This is a genomic window from Orenia metallireducens (genome assembly GCF_001693735.1).
GTDB classification, from domain to species: Bacteria; Bacillota; Halanaerobiia; order Halobacteroidales; family Halobacteroidaceae; genus Orenia; species Orenia metallireducens.
The window spans coordinates 80,486-104,014 of record NZ_LWDV01000009.1 but is presented as its reverse complement, the minus strand read 5'-3'; the positions used below and the strand labels follow the sequence as shown (position 1 = coordinate 104,014).

The 23,529-nt window shown below is 31.1% G+C and carries 28 protein-coding genes and 1 pseudogene; 3 read left to right on the top strand and 26 right to left on the bottom strand.

Features of this window, described 5'->3' with window-relative positions; translation table 11 throughout:
* The first annotated feature begins 16 nt into the window (after positions 1-16).
* The gene (locus U472_RS17020) at positions 17-994 is read left to right on the top strand and encodes a hypothetical protein (protein ID WP_068717446.1); all 978 of its coding nucleotides are present in this window, start codon (positions 17-19) and stop codon (positions 992-994) included.
* Positions 995-1,040: 46 nt separating this feature from the next.
* Here U472_RS17020 and U472_RS08405 read toward each other — a convergent pair whose 3' ends face one another.
* The 6 genes and pseudogenes from U472_RS08405 to U472_RS08380 all read right to left on the bottom strand — a co-directional run.
* Complete coding sequence (locus U472_RS08405; RefSeq protein WP_068717444.1) at positions 1,041-1,643, bottom strand: nitroreductase family protein; 603 nt, start codon at positions 1,641-1,643, stop codon at positions 1,041-1,043.
* A gap of 241 nt (positions 1,644-1,884) precedes the next feature.
* Entirely contained in the window at positions 1,885-2,298 is a 414-nt protein-coding gene (locus U472_RS08400; protein ID WP_083189832.1) for an Rrf2 family transcriptional regulator, read from the bottom strand.
* A 231-nt stretch (positions 2,299-2,529) separates the two neighbouring features.
* Complete coding sequence (locus U472_RS08395; protein ID WP_068717442.1) at positions 2,530-2,979, bottom strand: hypothetical protein; 450 nt, start codon at positions 2,977-2,979, stop codon at positions 2,530-2,532.
* A 12-nt stretch (positions 2,980-2,991) separates the two neighbouring features.
* Entirely contained in the window at positions 2,992-3,993 is a 1,002-nt protein-coding gene (gene floA / locus U472_RS08390; protein ID WP_425415772.1) for a flotillin-like protein FloA, read from the bottom strand.
* A gap of 38 nt (positions 3,994-4,031) precedes the next feature.
* Complete coding sequence (locus U472_RS08385; RefSeq protein ID WP_068717440.1) at positions 4,032-5,345, bottom strand: NfeD family protein; 1,314 nt, start codon at positions 5,343-5,345, stop codon at positions 4,032-4,034.
* A gap of 362 nt (positions 5,346-5,707) precedes the next feature.
* A pseudogene (locus U472_RS08380) lies at positions 5,708-5,893 on the bottom strand (FAD-dependent oxidoreductase); the annotation flags it as partial.
* A gap of 619 nt (positions 5,894-6,512) precedes the next feature.
* Here U472_RS08380 and U472_RS08375 point away from each other — a divergent pair.
* Positions 6,513-6,767, top strand: coding sequence for an AbrB/MazE/SpoVT family DNA-binding domain-containing protein (locus tag U472_RS08375; protein WP_068717436.1), 255 nt, complete (start codon positions 6,513-6,515; stop codon positions 6,765-6,767).
* A gap of 63 nt (positions 6,768-6,830) precedes the next feature.
* On the opposite strand, the gene U472_RS08370 is transcribed toward U472_RS08375, so the two are convergent.
* A complete protein-coding gene (locus U472_RS08370; protein ID WP_245684776.1) occupies positions 6,831-7,484 on the bottom strand; it encodes a transglycosylase SLT domain-containing protein in 654 nt (217 codons plus the stop codon).
* Positions 7,485-8,210: 726 nt separating this feature from the next.
* Between U472_RS08370 and U472_RS08365 the strand changes: the two genes are divergently transcribed.
* Entirely contained in the window at positions 8,211-10,169 is a 1,959-nt protein-coding gene (locus U472_RS08365; protein ID WP_068717434.1) for an EAL domain-containing protein, read from the top strand.
* 30 nt (positions 10,170-10,199) lie between these two features.
* Here U472_RS08365 and U472_RS08360 read toward each other — a convergent pair whose 3' ends face one another.
* The 19 genes from U472_RS08360 to U472_RS08270 form a co-directional block, all read right to left on the bottom strand.
* Positions 10,200-10,448 (bottom strand): hypothetical protein, encoded by a 249-nt coding sequence (locus tag U472_RS08360; RefSeq protein WP_218059059.1) that lies wholly within the window; start codon positions 10,446-10,448, stop codon positions 10,200-10,202.
* A gap of 540 nt (positions 10,449-10,988) precedes the next feature.
* Positions 10,989-11,477, bottom strand: coding sequence for an RHS repeat-associated core domain-containing protein (locus tag U472_RS08355; RefSeq protein WP_068717430.1), 489 nt, complete (start codon positions 11,475-11,477; stop codon positions 10,989-10,991).
* Between the two features lie 9 nt (positions 11,478-11,486).
* Entirely contained in the window at positions 11,487-11,891 is a 405-nt protein-coding gene (locus tag U472_RS08350; RefSeq protein WP_068717428.1) for a hypothetical protein, read from the bottom strand.
* 196 nt (positions 11,892-12,087) lie between these two features.
* Entirely contained in the window at positions 12,088-12,954 is an 867-nt protein-coding gene (locus tag U472_RS08345; protein WP_068717426.1) for an Rpn family recombination-promoting nuclease/putative transposase, read from the bottom strand.
* Between the two features lie 31 nt (positions 12,955-12,985).
* Positions 12,986-13,840 (bottom strand): Rpn family recombination-promoting nuclease/putative transposase, encoded by an 855-nt coding sequence (locus U472_RS08340; RefSeq protein WP_068717424.1) that lies wholly within the window; start codon positions 13,838-13,840, stop codon positions 12,986-12,988.
* Between the two features lie 458 nt (positions 13,841-14,298).
* Positions 14,299-15,000, bottom strand: a complete 702-nt coding sequence (locus U472_RS08335; RefSeq protein WP_068717422.1) for a hypothetical protein — start codon at positions 14,998-15,000, stop codon at positions 14,299-14,301.
* A 72-nt stretch (positions 15,001-15,072) separates the two neighbouring features.
* The gene (locus tag U472_RS08330) at positions 15,073-15,642 is read right to left on the bottom strand and encodes an RHS repeat domain-containing protein (RefSeq protein ID WP_068717420.1); all 570 of its coding nucleotides are present in this window, start codon (positions 15,640-15,642) and stop codon (positions 15,073-15,075) included.
* Positions 15,643-15,848: 206 nt separating this feature from the next.
* Complete coding sequence (locus tag U472_RS08325) at positions 15,849-16,679, bottom strand: Rpn family recombination-promoting nuclease/putative transposase (RefSeq protein WP_281201105.1); 831 nt, start codon at positions 16,677-16,679, stop codon at positions 15,849-15,851.
* Between the two features lie 467 nt (positions 16,680-17,146).
* Positions 17,147-17,443: a zf-TFIIB domain-containing protein gene (locus U472_RS08320; protein WP_068717418.1), complete on the bottom strand. Its 297-nt coding sequence runs from the start codon at positions 17,441-17,443 to the stop codon at positions 17,147-17,149.
* A gap of 87 nt (positions 17,444-17,530) precedes the next feature.
* Positions 17,531-17,917, bottom strand: coding sequence for a hypothetical protein (locus tag U472_RS08315; RefSeq protein ID WP_068717417.1), 387 nt, complete (start codon positions 17,915-17,917; stop codon positions 17,531-17,533).
* Between the two features lie 12 nt (positions 17,918-17,929).
* A complete protein-coding gene (locus tag U472_RS08310; protein ID WP_068717415.1) occupies positions 17,930-18,154 on the bottom strand; it encodes a hypothetical protein in 225 nt (74 codons plus the stop codon).
* A gap of 110 nt (positions 18,155-18,264) precedes the next feature.
* Complete coding sequence (locus tag U472_RS08305; RefSeq protein ID WP_068717413.1) at positions 18,265-18,531, bottom strand: hypothetical protein; 267 nt, start codon at positions 18,529-18,531, stop codon at positions 18,265-18,267.
* 207 nt (positions 18,532-18,738) lie between these two features.
* Positions 18,739-18,996, bottom strand: coding sequence for a hypothetical protein (locus tag U472_RS08300; RefSeq protein WP_068717411.1), 258 nt, complete (start codon positions 18,994-18,996; stop codon positions 18,739-18,741).
* 206 nt (positions 18,997-19,202) lie between these two features.
* The gene (locus U472_RS08295) at positions 19,203-19,478 is read right to left on the bottom strand and encodes a hypothetical protein (protein ID WP_068717409.1); all 276 of its coding nucleotides are present in this window, start codon (positions 19,476-19,478) and stop codon (positions 19,203-19,205) included.
* Positions 19,479-19,480: 2 nt separating this feature from the next.
* Positions 19,481-20,695 carry an RHS repeat domain-containing protein gene (locus tag U472_RS16230; RefSeq protein ID WP_083189831.1) on the bottom strand — a complete coding sequence of 405 codons (1,215 nt, stop codon included), beginning with the start codon at positions 20,693-20,695 and terminating at the stop codon, positions 19,481-19,483.
* A gap of 166 nt (positions 20,696-20,861) precedes the next feature.
* Positions 20,862-21,407, bottom strand: coding sequence for an RNA 2'-phosphotransferase (locus U472_RS08285; protein ID WP_068718839.1), 546 nt, complete (start codon positions 21,405-21,407; stop codon positions 20,862-20,864).
* Between the two features lie 23 nt (positions 21,408-21,430).
* Positions 21,431-21,784: a hypothetical protein gene (locus U472_RS08280; protein WP_068717407.1), complete on the bottom strand. Its 354-nt coding sequence runs from the start codon at positions 21,782-21,784 to the stop codon at positions 21,431-21,433.
* Between the two features lie 272 nt (positions 21,785-22,056).
* Positions 22,057-22,434 carry a hypothetical protein gene (locus tag U472_RS08275; protein WP_068717405.1) on the bottom strand — a complete coding sequence of 126 codons (378 nt, stop codon included), beginning with the start codon at positions 22,432-22,434 and terminating at the stop codon, positions 22,057-22,059.
* 59 nt (positions 22,435-22,493) lie between these two features.
* Complete coding sequence (locus tag U472_RS08270; RefSeq protein WP_281201104.1) at positions 22,494-23,462, bottom strand: RHS repeat-associated core domain-containing protein; 969 nt, start codon at positions 23,460-23,462, stop codon at positions 22,494-22,496.
* Positions 23,463-23,529: the final 67 nt, after the last annotated feature.

The window sequence follows — 23,529 nt, the reverse complement described above, 5'->3', positions numbered from 1 at the left end:
AAGGGGGAAGATAAATATGAAGAAATTTTTTAGTTTAAGTCTAATATTCTTATTATCATTTGTAGTATTAACAGGGTGTGCTGGAAATCAATCTGCTACAACTGAAGGGCAACCTAAAGAAGATGTTGATGCAGTAACAACAGCTTCGATTGTAAGTGATGAAGCTGCTTTTACAAAAGCTATCAGTAAAGATGGTACTTGGATTATTGCTACTTTAAATGATTTAACTTTTGATAAAGAGTTGGTTGTAGAAGGTACTTTCCACAATAAAGGTAAGGCTAGTAATGATGTATATCGTAAAATTGCTCCTTATACTCAAGATGAGAATCACAATATCACTGAAAGCTTTACTATTACTGCTCCTAAGATGATTATCAAAAGCCCTAACACTAGATTCCAAGGTGGTATCTTTGTTGGTGACATTTATGTTGAGGCTAATGGCTTTAATGTAAACAAGGCTACAGTTAAAGGTAATATCTACTTTGCTAAAGATGAGTACAAAAAAAGCTTTGAAGTATCTAATGGTGAGGTAACTGGTGTTACTGAAGTAAAGGCTGATACAGATGTAGTAGCTGCTGCTTCTATTAATATAACAGATGAGGCAGTTTTCAAAAAATCAATTAGTAAAGATGGTAAGTGGATTATTGCTACTTTAAATGATTTAACTTTTGATAAAGAGTTGGTTGTAGAAGGTACTTTCCACAATAAAGGTAAGGCTAGTAATGATGTATATCGTAAAATCGCTCCTTATACTCAAGATGAGAATCACAATATCACTGAAAGCTTTACTATTACTGCTCCTAAGATGATTATCAAAAGCCCTAACACTAGATTCCAAGGTGGTATCTTTGTTGGTGACATTTATGTTGAGGCTAATGGCTTTAATGTAAACAAGGCTACAGTTAAAGGTAATGTCTACTTTGCTAAAGATGAGTACAAAAAAAGCTTTGAAATATCTAATGGTAAAGTAACTGGTGTTACTGAAGTAAAATAATATATATTAACAAAGACCGCAGGTTTGCACCTGTGGTCTTTTATATTTAAACTCTATCAATAATTATTTCATCTAAAGAGAGACGTGGTCTTGGAGCTGGCTTATCTTCCGAATAGCCTATTGGTAATAGTGCCACTGCTTCTATGTTATCATCTAACCCTAAAACTTCGACTAATTTCTGCTGATTAAACATCATCACCCAGCAACTACCCAAGCCTAATTCTGTTGCTTGTAAAATCATATTCTCAATAGCAATAGATAAATTTAAATGTAGATATCTTTTAGTATCCTCTTCACTCATCTTACGACCTCTATATTTAGAAGCATCAAGCTTCTCTAAGGATGTTCCTTTCAAAGCACCTACTTCTTGTAACTCTTGAATTCTATCTGTCATACTTTCTAGAGATTTATAATCAACACAACAAACAATTGTAGCAGGAGCATCTGCCACAAAATCTAAAGTGCATCCCCTTAGCTCTTCTCTCATCTTATCAGATTCTACTACAATAAATCTCCATGGTTGTAAGTTAGTACCTGATGGTGCCAATCTGGCAGCTTCTAAGATTAGACCTAAATCTTCTTCTTTCAATTTATCTGATTTAAAATGCCTAGTACTCCTTCTCTGGTTAATCGCTTCTTTAACATCCACTTCTCATCACCCCTATTTAGTCTTTATGATTCTTTTATGTACTCTAATCTCTTATTATTTCTAGCTTATTAAATCTTTATTAGCAAACTAGATTAATCACCTCCATCTTAGCTCAGATATGTAATATTTTTTATTACATTTATAACAAAAATATTATCCTACTATTTTTAGAAATTCATTGGCAGTAGGATAACTCTAATGTAATTATAATTATTACATTTGTTTTTGTCAAGAACTAATTCTATTTACATCCTCTTTTTAATACATTAAAGATATCTTCGATAGTATACTCTTCTAAAAACTCTCCTACCTTCTCTTCAGCTTTATAGAATATAATATCTAACACATCTTCAATATTTGCACCAATTTCACAATTACAACTATGGCACTTAGGCTTTAAGGTGTTCTTAGATGTTAATCTATAGATATCATTTAAAGAGATTTTATCTGCAGATTGTTTTAATATAAAACCACCTTTAGCTCCCTCTTTAGATTCAATATATCCATTCTTTCTTAATAAACTCAATATCTTTCTGACTCTTACTGGATGAACTTTCATACTCTCTGCCATAGACTTACTTGTTTCCATCTTTTCAGGACTATAAACTAGCAAAACTAAACTATGCACAGCAAGAGCAAAATCACTATTCATCATAATAATATAACCCCTTCTAAAATTCTTTTTTCTTCAGTGCTTAGTATAAAACTTAGAAATAAATATGTCAAGATATTTCATAGGATTCTTTATATATTGTATCAATAATTAAATTAATTTGCTATTTATAAACAAAAATAATTAACTTAATTAAAATCTATAAAATTTTCAATAAATAATTTTAAAAAAAATGGCAAGCAAGTTTGCTTACCATTCTTCCTATTCTAAAGATTAATGATATTTATAGGGATTTTTAGATCGTGGTTTATCAATAATTTCTTTAAATACTATTCCTCTAAGTATATCTTCTTCAAAAGAGTCTAAATCAATTACTTTAAATTCTTTACTATCCTTAATCTTATCTTGCTCTTTCTTATTCTTTTTATCTTTAGTCTTCTTCTCTTTAACAGACTCTTTTTCTTTCTTTTGACTTATCTTATTATAATACTCCTTTTCAATCTCCTGTTGTAGTTTATCCTTTGGCTTATTGATAGGACTATTATTCTTCAAAGGAATCTCAATTGTATTGGTATCAACTTTAGGTTGTTGAGAGACCTTCTTCTCAAATTTACCCTTCTGCTGGTTATGATTGGCTCCTTCTGTAGAACTCTTAATAAATCTGCCAATCCCAACAATTATTATCCAAACTAGAAAGGGCATAATATCTTCTATGAAATCCATTTAAATCAGCCCCTACTCTTTATCTTTTTTCGGAGACTTTTCAGGTGTATTCCCAGAACCTAAGCTAGAGATATTCTCTCTCATCTGAGTATCGGCTTTAAGATTCTGTAAATTCATATAATCCATTACTCCTATCTTACCAGAACGCAGAGCTTCTGCCATAGCTTTAGGTACTTCCGCTTCTGCCTCTACTACCTTAGCCCTCATCTCTTGGACTCTAGCTTTCATCTCTTGCTCTTGGGCTACTGCCATAGCTCTTCTCTCTTCGGCCTTGGCTTGGGCAATCTCTTTATCTGCTTCTGCCTGATCAGTCTGCAATTGAGCACCAATATTCTTTCCTACATCAACATCGGCAATATCAATTGATAATATTTGAAATGCTGTACCAGAATCTAGACCTTTTCCTAATACAGTCTTAGAAATAGAATCTGGATTCTCTAAAACCTTAGTATGGGCTTCAGCAGAACCAACAGTAGTTACAATACCCTCTCCAACCCTTGCTAATACAGTCTCTTCTCCTGCTCCACCAACTAAGCGATCAATATCAGCTCTAACTGTAACTCTTGCAGTCGCCATCACCTGAATCCCATCCATAGCTACTGCAGTTACCACTGGTGTTTGAATTACCTTAGGGTTAACACTCATCTGTACTGCTTCTAGTACATCCCTACCAGCTAAATCAATAGCTGTGGCTTGTTTAAAACTTAAATCAATCTCAGCTCTCTGGGCAGCAATTAAAGCATCTACTACCCTGTCAACATTACCTCCAGCTAAGTAATGAGTCTCCAGCTGTTCAGTAGTTACATCTAAACCAGCCTTATGGGATTTAATCATCGGACTAATGATATGGGTTGGTATAACTCGACGTAATCTCATTCCAACAAGATTTAATAGACTAATTTTAACACCTGCTGCAATAGCAGAAATCCATAGTCCTACTGGAATAAAATAAAAGAACAGAGAAAGAAATAAAGCACCAAATACAATAATAAAAATCGCTAAACCTCCAGTCAACTCTATCACTCCTTATCATTTTTAATACTAACTACTCTTTAGTCCTCATCTTTTACTGCTTTAACAACTATTCTACTTCCTTCAACCTTAATTATCTCTACTTGCTCACCTTTAGCAATAAATCCACCTTCACTAACTACATCTAATCTATTCCTATCAACCTCTATAATTCCTGCTGGTCTTAAAGGTGTTAGGGCATATCCAACTTGCCCCAATAAAGCAATTCCCTTTGGAGCAGCTATATAACCTAAATCTTTAGTCTGGATCTCTTCTAAGGAGATTTTGTGCCATAACTTACTTGCTCCAAAGATCCTCACAAGAATTACTGTTCCGATAACAGATAGAATAAATACAGTAGCTAAGACCATTAAAGCAATATCTGGTGTTGGGAATAAGAAATAAAGACTAGCAAAGATAGCGACCAATCCACCAATACCTGTTACTCCAAATCCAGGTACTACAAATATCTCTAATGCCATCAAAACTATACCTATTAAGAATAGTATCACCAATCCCCAATCTGCTACACCATTGATAATATACCCACTAAAGAATAGTCCCAAACTTACCAGACCTACTGTACCACCTACTCCAAAACCAGGTGCTAAAGCTTCAAAGACTAAAGCCATAAATCCTATAGTTAATAATAAGATGCTGATATTAGGGTTAGTAACTACTCTTGCCAATTTCTCAGCAGTAGTAGCCTCAACCTCTATTACCTTCGCCTCTGATAGATTAAGTTCTTTTAATAATCCTTTAAAATCATCGACTACTAAATCAGCCATCTTATTCTCTAAAGCTTCACTAGCAGTTAGAGTTAATAGCTTATCCTTGGCTATAATACCTTTTACCTCTATATCATCATCTACCATTGCTGCAGCTAAATCAGGATTCTTCCCTCTTCTCTCTGCTATTGCCTTGAACTCTTTACGTAAGGCTGAAATATACTTCTCTTCATTTGGTCTTGTCTCAGCAGCCCCCATACTACTACCAGAAAGCATCACTAGCTTTTCACCTGAGAGTGCAATTAAAGCACCTGCAGACCAAGCCCTATTTGCTACATATGTGACTGTGGGAATCTTTGTAGCAAAGATTGCATCTTTAATCTTAATTCCTGAGTCCACTAGACCACCATAGGTATCAACTTTAAAGATAATAGCATCTGCTCCTACCTCTTCTGCTTCTCTTATTCCTTTTTGAACAAGCTTTAACATTCCAGGATTTACAGTGCCCTGAATAGGTATCTGATATACTAAGTCTGAAGGTCTAGCATCTGCTTTCATTACTACCAATATTGGTAAAATTACTAAAAATACTAGTATAGAAGATAAAATAGTCATCCTTTTTCTCATCTACTCACCCCCTTTTCTAGAATTATTATTAATCTATTAGAATTATTTATTACATAATTATCTAAAAAGATAAAATCACCTTTAAATAAGATTATAAATAATTAATATTATTAGAATTTATGCTAGTATAAGATTAATACAATAGAATGTGATATTGCGACACTTTAGTGACAAGTGACGAGTAACCAGTAAAGGACTTAACTTGTCACCTGTTACTCATCACTCGTTACTGGCTGAATATACCTATTAATCGATATTAAAAACCTCTACTTTAATAATTTACTCAATAATAAAAATCATCCTTAAATCTTTGAGGATGAGGATAATAATTATAAAAAATTTTACTATTGTTATATATTTTATCAGCTTTCATCTGTTAATTTTAAAATATAATTATAAGCTACTAATGCAGCCTTAGAGCCTTCACCTGTTGCTATAATAATCTGCTTAAAAGGAACAGAAGTTACATCTCCAGCTGCAAAGACGCCTTCTACACTGGTTTTACATTCACAATCAATTGCTATCTCATTATAGCAATTTAACTCTAGCTTATCACCAATAAGAGGAACAGCTTTATTCTCCTTATGTGCCTGATTAGCCCGATTTAAATCTGATTTACCTCTCATCTATTTATCTATCTCCTAATAATCCACTACAAAATTTATTCTATGAATAATTACTCTAATATACTACTATTTTCTCTATTCTTCTATATTTTATTTATCAGCAGAGATTTTTGTAATTAATTACTCCAAAATTACATAAAAACAACAGTATTGTTAATAACAATACTGTTGTCCTCTAATTCTGTAAACATCATCGATTTTAGGAGGTGATTTATGGCAAAATTTCTTAATAACAATTCTTATTATCATTATACTTTTAGATAACTCTTTTGTCAATAAATTAAATTTGGAAAAAACAAATTTGCTTATATCTACATTTTAGCAACAATATTATAATCTTTATGAATTTTTATAAATATCATTGATAACCAATATCACTTATGTTATAATTATTAATTGTCGTATAAATAAGAATTATTCTATTAATTAAATCTTTTATCCTAATATCTTCTTCAAGGAGATTATAAGAACTTTAGCTATAGTTTTTAGCTATCTATTAACTATTAAAATTAAAAAATAAAAAAAAGGAGAGATTTTAGTAATGAAATCAACAGGTATTGTAAGAAAAATCGATGATTTAGGTAGAATTGTTATTCCAATTGAATTAAGAAGAACTTTAGGAATCGATATTAAAGATCCTTTGGAAATTTACGTGGATAGTAATAAGATTATATTTAGAAAGTATGAACCAGCTTGTACTTTTTGTGGCAATGCTGGAGATACTATAGACTTCAAAGGAAAGATTATCTGCACCGATTGCCTAAGTGAAATATCTAATGATGATAAAAGTGCTTAATTCTATGACCTAAGTACAGAAGTAGTAGGGAATTCCCTACTACTTCTTAATATGTAATCAAAATTAATCTAACTTCGCTAGCTTATATGCAAAGTAATTATCTATTGTATCATCATAGGATCTAATCCTCTGCTGATAATAATTATACCTACCTAATACTTTAAATAGATAATTATTATATAACTCATCTAAATTTTTAGAACTAGCTTTAGCAAATCCCTGATTATAAGAGACGATAATCTTATCAATATCACCATTATACTTCTTGTAAGCCACTCCTAAATAATAGACAGCAAATCTAATTCCCATATCTGTTGGATTTAAGATTTTCCATTTGTTATAGTTAACATTAATCCTTCTAGCAATCCATTTAGCTGTATCGATTCTCATACTAGCAATCCCAATACTAGCTCCTAAATCATAGTCATCTCTGGAAACAAAATTAGTCTCTGTCTCTAAAACTGCTGTTACCAATAATGGGTCAATATTCACTTGAAAATCCTTCGAATAATAATCTGCCCAATAGATAATCTCTTTAGCATACTCTCTGACCCTAACTTTAGATAAAGTGATATCTGCATTATGAGCTACATTATGAATATACTTAATTCGATAACTAATATAGTTCTCTAAAGCTTGATAATTATAAGCATAAAGGTTGACATTAAAACTAAAAACCATGATCAACACCAACAATATACTCAACCTAACCTTCACTTCTAATACCTCCTGTACTTATAAACTGATTTATCTTATATTTAAATTCACCAATCAATCCTAACCTACTAACCACTACTAAATACTTATACAAGTAAAAAAATAACACTCCATATAATCTTTTATATGTAAAAAATGTATACCAGCAGATTTCATATTATCACAATATTCCATATGTTGTCAACACTAGATAATTTTTGGTTTTCCTCCACCTATAAATCAATTATATTTAATATCTCATACTAAGGTTGAAACTGATAACTTTAAGATATATGAAATAATTAAGCAGTAATAAAATAGAATTATTATTTGCTTAGTTATAAAGTTTTCCATTAAAATTTTAAAAAGGTAATTTTTATAATCGATGTATAATTATAGTATATCAATATCTTCACTCCATTATACACCAGTAACAATAAAATGTTTCAAACTAATTATTCTCTCAAACTTAGGCTTAGATTTAGATAGTTACTCCCTTTACATCAAGCCTTTACTTTAAGTAAGTTATTATAGAAAATTTTAAACCTGCACAAATTCTTTAATTTGAATTTTTGCAGGTAAACTATTTATCCATGTAGAATTAAATTAGTCAGAGCAATTTAAATATAAAAATAAATTTAAGTTCTAGAGGCATGTAAACCCTTATTAATTTTAGGAAAAATAAACCAATATAGTATAATATTTTAAATTTTTTATCCTTTAATTATATCAAGAAAGGAGACTATAATGAAATCTTTTAAGAAAAGATTTTTTATTATAACCTCAATTTTATCAACCTTATTAATATCCTTTATATATAAGTATAATATTTCAAATTATAATCAAATAGCTCAAAAGAAGAATATTGCTCTACATTCTTATATTAATCTTCCTCTTTCTTTTTTAAATGATTATGAAAATATAATGGTTTTTATTATAATTTTAATTCTATTAATATTATTCCTAGTGATGAATAACATCAGATTAAATAGTGTTAAAAACAATCTTTACAAAGAGACAGAGTTTAAAGAAATTATAATTAATACAGCCAGTACTTTAATCTTTATCTTAGATGCAGAAGGTAGAATTATTAGCCTTAACAAATATGCTCAAAAAGAGACTGGTTTTAAAGCTGAAGAGGTAATCAATAAGAGCATCTACGAAACACTTATTGATTCAAAACTCATAAAAAAAGCTAAAGAAGTATTCAACCCTCACTTTGCTAAACAAAAGGTTCGTAACCGAGAATTATCTATACTTTGTAAAAATAATAAGCAAAAGCTTATCTCCTGGAGCATCTCACAGATTGTAAACCTTAACAAAGAAATTGAAGGTATCCTAGCTACTGGAATAGATATTACTAAACATAGACAGGTTGAAGCAGCCCTAAAGTATCAATCACTTCACGATTCATTAACTGGATTAGCAAATCGAGAAGGATTCAGTAAACAGTTTCAAATTGAAGCTGAAATAGCTAAGCATAATAATGAAAAAATTGCTGTCTTCTTCTTAGATATCGATAGATTTAAATTGATTAATGATATTCATGGTCATCAAACAGGAGATCTGATATTATTAAAATTAAGTGAGCGACTACAGCAGACCTTAACCAATAGAGAGATGGTTGCTAGAATGGGTGGTGATGACTTTATTGGAATATTACCACAGATACATAATCATAAACAGGATATTCCTGAAATCACCCATCGTTTAACCAAAGTATTTGATAAGCCCTTTATTATAAAAGATAATAAATTTGTTTTAACTGCTAGTATAGGAATTTCCTTTTATCCTGATGATAGCATCCATGAAGAAACCTTACTTAGAAATGCAGACACAGCAATGTATAAGGCTAAAGAAGAAGCAGGAACTTCATTCCAACTATACAATGATAATATGAATTTACAAGTTAATAAGAAGTTATGTCTAGAGCATAGCCTTAGAAGAGCCATCAAAAATAAGGAACTTAGAGTTTACTATCAACCAATTGTAGACATTAAGACAGGAAAGATAAAAAAAGCAGAAGCCCTAGTAAGGTGGGAACACCCTAAAGAAGGTCTAATATCTCCTGGAAACTTTATACCTTTAGCTGAGGAGACTGGTTTAATCGTCCTCTTAGGAGAGTATGTACTGAAAGAAGCCTGTTTTCAGACTCAAGCATGGATAGATAAAGGCTACCAACCAATAGAGATCTCAGTCAACCTATCTGCCCAACAATTTCATAAATCAAACTTAACTGAAACTGTCAAAAACATCTTAACAGAAACAAGATTAGACCCTAAGCTATTAGGGCTAGAAATTACTGAAAGCTTGGCTATGGAGAATATAGAGTTAACTTGCTCAATTCTAGAAGACTTTAAACAGATGAATGTTAAGATATTATTAGATGACTTTGGAACAGGTTATTCATCTTTGAGTTATCTTACTAAATTTGCTGTAGATATAATTAAGATTGACCGTTCATTTATCAGTAACTTCCATAATAGTAGTAAACGAAGTGCCATTGTATCAGCTATTATAGCAATGGCTAATAAGTTGACGATAAGGACTGTAGCTGAAGGCGTAGAGAATTGGGAAGAGATTAAATTTCTAAATGATTATAAATGTGATGAAGCTCAAGGATATCTGTTCAGTAAACCTGTACCTGCTCATGATTTTGAAGAACTATTAAAACAGAATATAGAATTTAGAGCACAAGCCTTATAAAGAGCCATAAATATGGCTCTTTATAATTTATTATCTAATATTCAAGTAAATACCTAAGAAATTTTTCATCTCTGCTGAATCTATCTGATTCTCTGACTGAATCAGATAATGGTCTCCTTCCAAATCAGCCTTAAAATTTTCAAAACCAACACCTCTTAAATAATTTTCTACATCAGATATACTATCATTTTCAGTTAAAAGTATCTTATTTCCTACAAAATCATTATTGACATAAACATGATATCTATCATGGTATAGCTTCTGCCCATCACCTAGCACCTCTCTATCTCCATAAAGATTAATAGAGAATAATCCACTAAAGCTCCAATGATTATTGAATATGACTATCTTTTACAACCCCTTTCAGATTTTTATTTATACTCTTAATTTTAAGTATATCCCTATTTTATTTATTCAATAAGCTAAAGAACAAAATGAGTTAGAACTTGATACAATTTCTCAGATCAAAGGCAATAACACTGTTATGTTTATTACTCTAACACTGGTTAAAAGGTCTTAAAAACCAATCATAAGAATTGTGAATCTAAGTTTAAGCTTTTACAATGTGAAAAATTTATTAATTATATTACAGAACAGTTCTATGAAAAAAAACATCTCTTGATGCTATATGCTGTCGCACTGTCAGATAACATATTCGTACTGCCCAAGTTCAGCTCTTATCTTAGGCACTTAAATTTGAGTGAGTGACATTATGAACGAAATAGGCAATATTTTGTTATCTGATGTTATGAGCAAAAACCTTAATAAATTAATTCATTATTATTTTAAGATATAATGTAGTTCTACAAATTGATTAAATCATCTTATAATTTTTAATTCTAACTCTAATTCAACATCACTTTTTCTAAACAATAGAACTCCAGTACTAACTACGGTTGGAGCTATATTAATTATAAATTCATTACCATCCATTATAATTTCCGTTCCATCTTCAAGAACATATTTCTCATTACCTTTATGACCTTGTCCCATTTCATGGTATAATTTAGCTGGCATTGTTGCTTTACCTATCTTTACCAATTTCCTCAGTTTATCTCTAGTATAACGCTCTCCTGTATCTGGATCTATTACATTATTATATTCATTTCTATTTAGATGCCAAGCAGGTGCCCAACTTATTGGTAACAATGGTATATGACCACTAGGGTCAATATATTTTAAAGGAGAATTCATTACGTTCTGACTCTGTGGATTGTCCAATCTTCCTCTATATGTATCCTCTCTCGTAAACCTACCAATCTCAGGGTCATAGTATCTCGCACCATAATAATACAGCCCTATCGACACAACTTGCTTCTACCCTGTATACTTATAACTCTCACCACTATCATTCTGTACTTCAATTTGATTAGGTCTCGCTAAATCTCCACCAAAAGGCAAGTAATCTTGATCCATGATTACTTTACCACTAGCATCAGTCATCAGTTTCGTTGAGCCTAGGTTATCTTGGTGGAAGTAAGTTATCTCTGTGCTTACTCCCACAATACCATTAATTTTGGCATATTGCTTGTTCAGTGCAAAAATATAAAAAGTATATGCACCTTGTTCATCCTCAAAAATTACCTTGCCACTGACACTATAGACGAAGTTAGTCTCTTTGCTATTGCCATCATGAGTATGTTCTATTGCTTTAATTCGCTTATCGTCTCCATCATAACTGAATTCTACGATTAACTCTTCATTCTTATAAACTCTGCTCAATCTATTCTGGAGATTATACTGATACTCCCAGTATTCTACTTCCTCACCACTTGTTTCAGTAGAGGTTACTTCTCCATCTTCTATACTATAGGTATTCTTTTTTTTATCAGATTCCCTGCATCATACTCTAATAGCAGTAATGAATAACTAGTAAATATCTAAAAAAAGACAACCTTTTTATAGGTTGTCTGATAATCTAATCTTCAATACTATTTCTTAAATTTTGTATTTCTTCTTTAGATAATCCACTTGCTTCAATTATTTTATCTATTTCTACCCCCAGTTTAAGTAGATTATTTACCATCTCTTTCTTTCCTTCTTCTACTCCTTCTCTTCTCCCCTCTTCTCTCCCTTTCTCCTCAGCCTTCTTCAGCGCCATCTCTTCATCTCTTAACCATTTTAACCTAGCTTCATATAATTCACGTTCATCCTCATTTAAATACATTGCATCCAATACTCTAATCGCCTTTTCAATACTTTTAATCTCAGCTAATTGAGCAGGAATCTGATTTTTATTGTATTCGTGGGCTCTCTTTAAAAACTCTGTCCATCTATCTAAAGCAGTCTGTACCTCACTTAAGTCTTTATTGTACTTCTCTAGCTCAATAAAATGTATCTCTAAATGATCTATTAACTCTTCTTTAGACTGAGTATTGAATAATTTATAGACATTATGATAATCTTCTTCATCTAAACAGTTAAAGTTTAAAACATTAATCACTATTGTCTTTTCTAATTTATCATAGTTAACTCCCGACTCTAGCTGACCTGTATATAATCTAGCCCAGTAATATAAGGCTCTTTTGTCATAATAATCTTGGTCTGTAATCTGCATCTCGATATTATACCAGACTCCCTTTTCATCTACTGCCTTAACATCAAGGATTGATAACTTGTCATTTTTAAAGCTTTTAGAATTATAAGGGTTCTTTAAAATTATATCTGTTATCTGATCTTCTTCATCTAAAACAGAATTGATAAAAGAGATTAAAATATTTTTATTCTCTTCACTACCGAATAACTTTTTAAAAGCAAAGTCTACCCTAAGATTTAAACGACACATCTTTGTTAAACCTCCTTTGGACAATGATAGTTTAATCTTTATTACTCTCTTTTAAATCTTCTATTTCTTCCTTAGATAATCCACTTGCTTCAACTATTTTATCTATTTCTACTCCCAATTTAAGTAGATTATTTACCATTTCTTTTTTTTCTTCTCTTCTACCTTCTTCTCTACCCTTTTCTTCAGCTTTCTTCAATGCCATCTCTTCATCTCGTAACCATTTCAATCTTGCTTCATAAAGCTCACGTTCATCTTCATTTAAATACATTGCATCAAGTACCTTAATCGCTTTTTCTATACTTTTAACCTCTGCTAATTGAGCAGGAATCCAATCTTTATTATATTCATGAGCTCTTTTTAGAAATTCTGTCCATCTATCTAAAGCAGTCTGCATTTCACTTAAATCTTTATTATACTTCTCTAACTCAATAAAATGAATTTCTAAATGATCTATTAACTCTTCTTTAGATTTAGAATTAAATAATTTATAAATATTATGATAATCTTCTTCATCTAAACAATCAAAGTTAAGTACATTAATTACTATCGTCTTTTCTAATTTATCATAGTTAATTCCTGATTCTAACTGTCCCGTATATAATCTAGCCCAGTAATATAAGGCTCTTTTGTCATAATAATCTTGGTCTGTTATCTGCATCTCAATGTTGTACCAATTGCCTTTTTCATCTACTGCTTTAACATCAAGGATTGATAATTTATCATTTTTAAAGTTCTTAGAATTATAAGGATTCTTTAAGACTAAATCTTTAATCTGCTCCTCTTTATCTAAAACCGAATTGATAAAAGAGATTAAGATATCTTTATTCTCTTCACTACCGAATAACTTTTTAAAGGCAAAGTCCACTCTTGGGTTTAAACGACACATTTTAATTAAACCTCCTGTTTTACAATTATGTTTTAATTATAACATAATGATTATGATAAATGAAGATGGATTCAATTTTCAATTAAAACTATAACACTCGTTATTTATAAATTCCAAATCTTTGAATCATTTATATTCCCTAGATAAGTATCATCAGTAATAAAATGAAAATTAATAAAACAGTTGATTCTTACTGCTGAACTTATTCAGGAGCTTAGTATTTCTGAAAAACTCATAGAATGATTTTTTAAAAATAGTTGTTCTTAGGTAAACCTTCCTATTTTCTAATCATAACACCATAACAAAGTTGAGAATTAAAAATTTTAAAGAACTTAATTCTCAATTCTACATTCTGCATTCTCAATTATCTTTATTATGTACTCACCTGTAAGTTTCGCTATCTTATCAAGGATTCCTTCTTCCATGGTAGTTCTAGCAAATGGTGTATACTCGGCACTTCAGACTGTCTCGCCATCTGCATTTGTAACTAAGACTCTACTTCCTAGATAGTCGGTATGGTAGAAATATTTCTTGGTCTCGCCAGAATTTAAATCTCCATCTATCCTCGCAAAGTGTTTACCTGCTACATAGATATACTCTAGGTATTTACCGTTTTTCTGCTCATAGAGGAGATTTCCGCTTTGAGTAAAGACATAATAGGTTGTCTTTACTGGACTTTCTTTCTTGATTCTCAGTCCTGCTTCATCATACACATATTCTGCGACTACTTGATTGTTTTTGCTGAACTTGACTAGTCGATTCAGTAGGTCATACTCATACTCCCAGTACTCTTCTTGGTCAAAGATTATACTGCCATCTTCTGCAAGGGTATAACCTCTTCCTTTCCTAATCAAGTTACCATTATCATCATACTCAAAGCCATACTTACCATTAGATTTTAGTAGGTTTGAATTTGGATAATATTCATATCCTCTCTCTACTGCATATCGCTGAGTAATAACTTCATTAGTTCTATTTCCTACTTCATCATAGCTATATTGCTCATATCTATTCTCTACATAATAGTAGACCTTGATTATATCTTCAGCTTCATTGACAAATTGAGCTAGGTTAACAGGGTTAAACTCTGTATCTCGATCATCAAAGTAACTCTTAACCTTCAGATACCTTGCTTCCACTGGTTGGTCTAAAACTATCACTATCTCTCCTGAACCTTTAGCTACAAAGTTCCAATTCTCAACCTTAGTATACTGATAATTATCAAGGATATATTATACTTCTAAGTTCCTCTTATCTACTCGGTGCTCCAAGCTCTTAGGTGTTAACTCTACCTTAGATATCTTGCATTTGCCTAGTAGGTCTACTCCAATACTTCCTGCTCCATAGTCAAGCTCAATTGCCTCTGCTTGATCTGCTAAGATCTCTAGAGATTTCTCTCCTGAATAATCTGAGATCGTTCTACCTATCTTCTGCTCTTCTTCATCAGAATTATTTTCAAACTTCCCTTTTAAACTAGCAAAGATTAAACGATTTAAAGCATCATACTGATAGGAGTTGTCATTTTTAGTGATGATATTATTAGCATCATCATAGCCTAACTTATAACCTTTTAATAAGTTTTCTTGATTATTATAGTTTAAGTCAGTTAAACGACCATTTGTATCATAAGCATAGCTTGTTGAGATACCATTAACTGCTGTTAAAGTCTCCAGCATCCCTCTAGTATTATAGACTGGTGCTTGGTCAATACAGCCTAGGACTTTAGTTAATTGTCCTAATTTATTATAATCATAGCTTACTGAGTTTTCTGTTGGACTATTAACTTTTGTTACTCTACCCATTCAAAGCAGTGACGAGTAAATATTAAGATATAGTAACTGAAACATACTAGAACTTTTCACTATTACCCTCTGGATAAATGATTTTAGCTACTCGATTCAAGTCATCATATTCTTTAATCGTTATATTTACTGCTAAATCTTTGATTTTAGTCTAATTTCCAGTTTGACCATAAAAAAACAACCCTTTTAAGAGGGTTGCTACGGTTTTAAATTTCTTTTTTTATCTTTTCAATTTCTCTCTTATTTAAACTTGTCATCTTTACTATTTCCTCAACACCAATCCCATTTATCAACATACTTTTCACTATTTTCTCTATACCTTCTCTTATACCTTCTTCTCTTGCCTCTTTTGCAGCTCCTTTTATATTACTTATCTGATCATGTATTGCTTTTTGCCTACTCTCATAAACTTCTCTTGCCTTCTCGTCATGGCTTAACACCTCTAAAGCTTCAGCAGCTTCTTGTAATTCTTTTATTCTCTCTTCAATCACTTTGACCACCTCACTTTCAGGATTCTTCAAAAATAGTAACCATGGTAGCAAAGCATCCTTTTCAACTATATTTATCTCTTTACCTTTAAATTGCTCTTCATCTAACTTCGGTAATTCAATAAAATGTATCTCTTGCAAATCAGTTAATACTTCATTTGTTTCTTTTTCCTTTAAAATATAAGTATTATGATATCTACTATTACTTAGCAAATATTCAAAATCTAAAATATTTATCGTTACTGTTTTCTGTAACTTATCATAGGGATCTCCTGCTTTCATTTGTGACTCAAATAACTTACTCCAATAATACAAGGTTCTTTTCTTCATATTGTATTGATTTTTTAATTGTATCTCTATATTAACCTTCATATTATTATTAGTTGTTGCCTTAACATCTAACCGAGAAAATTTATCATCTTCCCAATCTTTATCTATATCTGGATTTTCTATTTGTACATCTACTATCTCTTCTTCTGTTCCTTTACTTCCAAAAACACCGTTTAAAAAAGCTATTAAGATTTCTGGATGTTTTTGCGAACCAAATATCTACTTAAATACAAAATCTATTTTAGGATTCATTAATCTTTCAGACATTTTAACTACTCCTTTATCTAATCTATGCTTATTTTTATTATAACTTATTTTAAAGTAGATTAAAAGATGATATTCATGGACTTATTGAGAATTAATAATTAAAGATTTTAAAAAACTTAATTCTCAATTCTATATTCTGCATTCTCAATTATCTTTATTATGTCCTTACATGTAAACTTCGCTGCTTTATCAAGGACTCCTTCTTCAATCGTCAGTCCACTGAATGGTGTATACTCGGTACTCCAGACTGTTTCTCCACTTTCGTTAGTTACTAAAAATGCACTTCCCAAGTAGTAGGCTAAGCTTCTATTTGTTCATTTAGTAACTTCTTCTCTATATCTTAAATAATAAAGGATAGCATTCCTCTATAGAAATACTATCCTTTAAGTTATAATATTACTGTTTTAATTTTTAGACAATTATTGTTCCTTATACCAATCATAATCAAAGTAAAGTAAATAAGTCTTCTCTAAATCACCAAATTGTTTCTCTATATATTCTTCTAAATTCTGCATACCTTCTTTTTCATATAAAACATAATCATTATTCATAAACCACAACCCGTCACATTCATCACAGACATAAATATCTAATTTATCTCTATTTAGTCTAGTTTTAAATATAGGTCCATTTTCTTCACAGAGAGGACAATAAACTTTTCCATTAATTAATTTCATGCCGTCAAATAATTTGATACTTTTTTTTAAATCACTCATACTCAATCTCTCCTTCTTATTTATTAGAAGTAATTTTGGGGTTTTTAATGGGATAAGATGAAATAATATCAGATTATAAATACAGTTTTATATGGTTAATTTTTCACGTTTCATATATTTAATTGCATTCTCAATATCCATCTCTCTTAATTGTTCTAAATGACGAACAAGTTTATGCCATGATACAGGATGTGCAGCACGACAATGTTCTTCGCCTTGCCAATCAGTTATTACAATATAATAATTTTTTTCCCCTTGATATCTATCTCTTCTTCTATCATAATGTTCAGCATTCTCTATTCTAATTACTACTTTTCTATCACTAGGAATTTCTCTATATACAGCTACTACCTCTGCATCACACTTTGGACATCTATGCATTTCATAATAATCTTCAATATTTTCATTTTCATCCATTAAAATAGACTTTCTTGGATGTGCACATTCACAAATAAACTTTGTTCTAATTAACATTATATCATCTCCCTATTTATCATAATATAAATGTAAATCAATATCTGCATCTTTAAATTCAACATTGAAATGTGGTCTTGTATCTAAATCATGACCAAACATATCATGTCTCCAACCTACATTTCCATCTATATCAAATTTATAATAAACCCTACTTGAATTTCTTAATTTTAATTTAGTATAATCATCTACATGACTTGGAAATCTATATTCATCCATATATTTTACTTGAGGCATATTCCCCAAATTTCCTGCTACTTCTGAAGCTGCTTGCTTAGCAGCTCTTTGACTTGGAAATTTCGCACCATTGTCAAGTAACTCTCCTCCATGACGCTCTACAGCACTTTCTAAAAGATATATGCTTTATGACGTGCGGCTTCCACGCTTTTGTGAAGTCGATTTACTGTTCCAGTATTATCTACATCCAAATTATTAAACTTATTAACCAAACCACTATTCTTAGCAGCATCAGCAACCTTATCTAAAGCTTCCGCTCCTGCTCCTTCAGCTAAAACATCCATTCCTATATTATTAACTCCACGTCCTAATACATAAGCCTGTTCTTCAGGTGATAATTGCTGGAATGCATTATACTTAGAAGTTGCTAAATCCACACCATCTTGATAGATTTGACCTAAAGAATTGGAAGTAACATATCCATAGGCTTGTTTTCCTGTATTATAAGCACTTTTAGCTGCATTAATAAAATTATCTATTGGACAATTTCTGCATTATACAGAATCAATAGACATATTATAATATATTTAAAAAAACCTTGAAAGAGCATAAAACAACTCAATCAAGGCTAATAAATTTTATTGTTAAAACTTTTTAAGATTCAAATGTGTTTTTTCTGGAAAAGAGCCACCTTCGCGAATTAAACATTTTGCTAACCTTTGGGCGGCCCTATTAAAATAAAATTTACTTGAATCATTAGAATCTACTGGTTCAATTTCTGCAAATATTTTTGTTTTTTTATTCAATTCTATCTTTCCCATAATACTTTCATCAGGACCAAAATTATAAGTAACCTTCTCTTCATCTTCAAACTCTTTTATTAATACTACAAATGCTCCCAAAAAATCCCCTCCTATTCAACTTCCCATGAACGTCCTGATTTTATAGCAGCATCATGAGCAGTTCTATAATCAGTTCTAAAACTATTAATTAATACTAAAGCATTATTAATAATTCTATCTCAATAGGGAATTATTTAACTCATCAGAAATCTGACTTCCTTTGATAAATTATTAATACAACTACATATAACGATTTTAAAAATCTACTACCTAATTAATTTGAACTTGGGAATTATATTACTAATTTTTTCTGAGTCGAAAGACACTAAATTCTCATTTTCAGGAACTCTTACTCTTGATATATTTATTCCTTGTAAGCAATTAGCACACCAAATTGCTAAGTATCCTATTCGCGTCTTTTCATCTCCAACATACTGATACTTAATATGATTTGCACCACATTCTGGGCAAATTAATTTATTTTTTTTATTAGAGTTTAATATATTTAATTCTATTTTAATCCATTTATCCCGTTTTTTCATAATTATTTCCCCTTATTATTTAAATAATGATCCCACCACATTTCTTCGGATCCATATGCTGCTTTTTCAAATTTATTCAATGTTGTAGTATCTTTTGGCTTACCAAAAATACTCTCTTGATAAATATGCATTCTTTCATGTCCTAGTGTTTTAACCAAGTTTTCTCTACTAGAAAAAGCATCTGGATATAATTGTATTCTGTTCCCTCCTGCATATCCATATAAATCTCTCCCCATTAAATCAGGATCTCTAACAATTTTAACTTTAACCCCTTTTAAACCTATACCAGCTTTTTTAGCCGTCTTTTTGACATGCCTTAATTGCATTGGCTCAGATAAACCACTAAATTCACCAGTATTTTTAGTTCTTCTATATAATTCAAACTGATTTGCTCCTTCTACATCCAAATTATTAAACTTATTAACCAAACCACTATTCTTAGCAGCATCAGCAACTTTATCTAAAGCTTCCGCTCCTGCTCCTCCAGCTAAAACATCCATTCCTATATTATTAGCTCCACGTCCTAATGCATAAGCTTTTTCTTCAGGAGATAATTGCTGGAATGCATTATAATTAGATTTTGCTAAATTCACACCATCTTGATAGATTTGGCCTAAAGAATTGGAAGTAACATATCCATAGGCTTGTTTTCCTGTATTATAAGCACTTTTAGCTGCATTAATAGAATTGTTTATTGGATCTCTTGCAAAATCTACAACTCCTTTACCTGTGTCAACCCAACTATCTCCAACACCTTTAAAATATGCTCTAGTTCTTGGATTATTGAATGATTTAATCTCCTGAATTCCATTCCATAAAACATTAGTCATAAACTCATGGAAAGGATCTCGGCGTGAATTACCACTAGGATCAGTGTATCTTAACGGATTATTAGTCACATAAATATACAAGTGTTGTGTCTGTGGCTTATCTAGCTCCCCTCGATAACTATCCTCAGTTACAAACCTACCAATCTCAGGGTCATAGTATCTCGCCCCATAATAGTAAAGTCCTATGCTTACTACTTGTTTTTGACCTGTGTATTTATAGTTCTCACCACTATCATTCTGTATCTCAATCTGATTTGATCTTGCTAAATCGCCACCAAAAGGCAAGTAATCTTGATCTATGACGACTTTACCACTACTATCAGTCATCAATCTTGTTGAGCCTAGATTATCATGATGAAAATAAGTTATCTCGGTACTTACTCTCACAATACCATTAATTTTGGCATATTGCTTATTTAATAAAAAGGTATACGTGGTAAAAGTAAATTAATCGGCTACCTAGAGGGATAAATCTTCTTTTAATTAACTAGACTATTTTTTATCCTTATTTAAAAATAGTGGTTGTCAAAGACAACCACTATTTCCATACTATTTACGATTCTGGAAACTCAATATATTCACTTTTTATCGCATCTGATAACCAAACTTTATCATTCCCTTTATAAAAACCTACCCCATTTTCCCATGCTAACTTAGCCTTAACAGTTAAAATAACAGGTTTTTTATCCCTTCTTTTTCCCACCTGAATAGCCGTCTCTATGTCTATTGATAAATGTACGTATTGCCTATCTTGTGGCAATAAACCATTTTCTTTTATAGATTGAATAAATCTCCTTGCAGTTCCATGATATAAATACTGAGGAGGTTCTATTGCATCCTTTTGTATCTTTGTAGATATCGAGTGACCATATAAAGCTCTTATTTTATTATTTACTATTTCATGACGTTTCTTATCAGATGTTTCTATCATTTTTACTAAATCTTCTGCTTCAAGAAATTTAAATTCTTCTTTCTTTTTCAAAGCAATCAATAACTCTTCAAGATTAACCGAGCCATTATCATCAAGTTCTAACCCATATTCTGATGGTGAATGTCTTAATGCATAAGATATCTCTTTGCTTAACTTTAAATAATTTATTCTAATCACCTCTCTAAACGGCTTTACTTATTATACTCTATCATTTCTTTAATAGCTGATTGAAGCCATTCCCAAAAGTCATTAAATTCTTTTCTTTGCTCATATCCTTTAGAAGCAAAATCATGTATAATTTGTACTCTTTCTCCCTTATCTATTTCAAAACAAGCTATATCATCATTATCATCTCTTCTAGCAAATGGTATTAAACTCCTATTTGGATACCTTTTTTTTAATCCTTTCATTCTTGTCTGCACTTGTTCATTATCCATAATGTACCACAAATCAAAATCTACTAAATTTAATTCAATAACTTTTAAGAATGAATCTGGATATTTAAAATCTTTACCTAAAATCTCTTTTGACCATTCTAGTTTCATATCTATTTACCCACCTTTTCTATTTCAAATGAACCGAATGGATTATTATTTCTAAAAGAAGCTTTTTGCTTACCAACTCTTAGCTTAATTGCATCATCCCAAGTTTGAGGAACACCTTTTTTAGTTGTAAATCTCTTAATAAATGCCTCTGGTAATAAATCATCTGCATTTTATAAAATAGTTTATATTTAAATATTATACTACTTAACTATTGCCTAAATTTACTCTAGAAAATAAGCACCTAATATTAGGTGCTTATAACTAAATATCTACTATATAGTTAATTTTTCACGTTTCATATATTTAACAGCCTGTTCAATAGTCATGTCTCTCAGTTGTTCTAAATGACGTACAAGTTTATGCCATGATACAGGATGAGCTGCACGACAATGTTCTTTCCCACTAAAATCAATTATAATAATATAATACATTTTTTCTCCTTGATATTTCTTTAAATCATTATCATAAAATACTCCATTTTCTATTCTAATTACTGCCTTATCATTCTCTGGTCTCTCTCCTACAGCCACTGCTCTTAATCCACATTTAGGACATATCATCATTTCATCTGTTACTTCTTCATTTTCATCCATTAAAATACTCCAAAGTGGATGGGGATTTTCACAAACAAATATCTTTCTCACTAACATATTAGCATCTCCTTACTTTTTATAATATAAATGAAAGTTAAATTTGGCTGGTTTAATTTCTACATTAAAATGTGGTGAATCAACATAACATCTGGAAATACATGACCAAATATATCATGTCTCCATCCAACAGTCATATCTTTATTCCATCTTGCATAAATTCTTTTAGAATTACTTATAGCATCTCTTGTTTGCCAGTTTAAATCTAGATTTTTAATATCATATCGATTCATATTCCACCTAATTGTTTCACTGCCTAAATCACCAGCAATCTCAGATGTGGCTTGTTTTGCTGCTCTTTGGCTAGGGAAAATTGCTCTTTGATCTCCAGTAATCATCCCTTTATGTCGCTTTACAGCTTCTGTAAAACGTGTATATGCTGGATGAATATCTCCACCAACAGCTCTTGGATAATATTTATTATAATTATATTCAGCACTCCATTTACCCAATTCATCAAAAAATCTAGCTTCAGATGCTAAATTATCAAGCTTAGCTACTGACTTACTTGCTTTATATTCTCCATAAGCTGCAGCACCTAGTTCTACAAACCCTGCTACTTCAACACCAGTTTTAGCTAACTTAATGCTTCTTAAATAATTAGCTTCCTTAGATGTAAGTTGCCATTCAAAATATTCATCACTTTGTCTATAATGATTTAACAGCCTATCTGTATCACTATCAAAGAAGTGTTTTACTTCATTTAAGCCTTTCATATAGTCCATGAAAGTTAATTCTCTTGCTGTTCTATCCCAAGGCAACTCACCTTTTTCGGCTAAATCATCTAACGCTTCTCCTATACCCAAATAATCATGTCCATCTGGGTCTGTATATTTCAATGGATTATTCAGCACATACAAATATAAGTTTTGATTTTGCGGTACATGGAGTCTTCCTCGATAACTATCCTCTCTCGTAAACCTACCAATTTCAGGCTCATAGTATCTCGCCCCATAATAATAAAGCCCTATCGACACTACCTGCTTCTGACCTGTATACTTGTAACTCTCTCCACTATCATTTTGTATCTCAATCTGATTCGGTCTCGCTAAGTCTCCACAAAGGGCAAGTAATCCTGATCCATGACTACTTTAG

Coding starts and splice junctions, on each gene's coding strand:
- U472_RS08365 (WP_068717434.1), top strand. CDS start 8,211: ATGAAATCTTTTAAGAAAAGATTTTTTATTATAACCTCAATTTTATCA.
- U472_RS08330 (WP_068717420.1), bottom strand. CDS start 15,642: ATGGGTAGAGTAACAAAAGTTAATAGTCCAACAGAAAACTCAGTAAGC.
- U472_RS08395 (WP_068717442.1), bottom strand. CDS start 2,979: ATGGATTTCATAGAAGATATTATGCCCTTTCTAGTTTGGATAATAATT.
- U472_RS08345 (WP_068717426.1), bottom strand. CDS start 12,954: ATGTGTCGTTTAAATCTTAGGGTAGACTTTGCTTTTAAAAAGTTATTC.
- U472_RS08295 (WP_068717409.1), bottom strand. CDS start 19,478: ATGAAAAAACGGGATAAATGGATTAAAATAGAATTAAATATATTAAAC.
- U472_RS08340 (WP_068717424.1), bottom strand. CDS start 13,840: ATGTGTCGTTTAAACCCAAGAGTGGACTTTGCCTTTAAAAAGTTATTC.
- U472_RS08315 (WP_068717417.1), bottom strand. CDS start 17,917: ATGTTAATTAGAACAAAGTTTATTTGTGAATGTGCACATCCAAGAAAG.
- U472_RS08280 (WP_068717407.1), bottom strand. CDS start 21,784: ATGAAACTAGAATGGTCAAAAGAGATTTTAGGTAAAGATTTTAAATAT.
- U472_RS08310 (WP_068717415.1), bottom strand. CDS start 18,154: ATGCCTCAAGTAAAATATATGGATGAATATAGATTTCCAAGTCATGTA.
- U472_RS08375 (WP_068717436.1), top strand. CDS start 6,513: ATGAAATCAACAGGTATTGTAAGAAAAATCGATGATTTAGGTAGAATT.
- U472_RS17020 (WP_068717446.1), top strand. CDS start 17: ATGAAGAAATTTTTTAGTTTAAGTCTAATATTCTTATTATCATTTGTA.
- U472_RS08320 (WP_068717418.1), bottom strand. CDS start 17,443: ATGAGTGATTTAAAAAAAAGTATCAAATTATTTGACGGCATGAAATTA.
- U472_RS08400 (WP_083189832.1), bottom strand. CDS start 2,298: ATGATGAATAGTGATTTTGCTCTTGCTGTGCATAGTTTAGTTTTGCTA.
- U472_RS08385 (WP_068717440.1), bottom strand. CDS start 5,345: ATGAGAAAAAGGATGACTATTTTATCTTCTATACTAGTATTTTTAGTA.
- U472_RS08275 (WP_068717405.1), bottom strand. CDS start 22,434: ATGTTAGTGAGAAAGATATTTGTTTGTGAAAATCCCCATCCACTTTGG.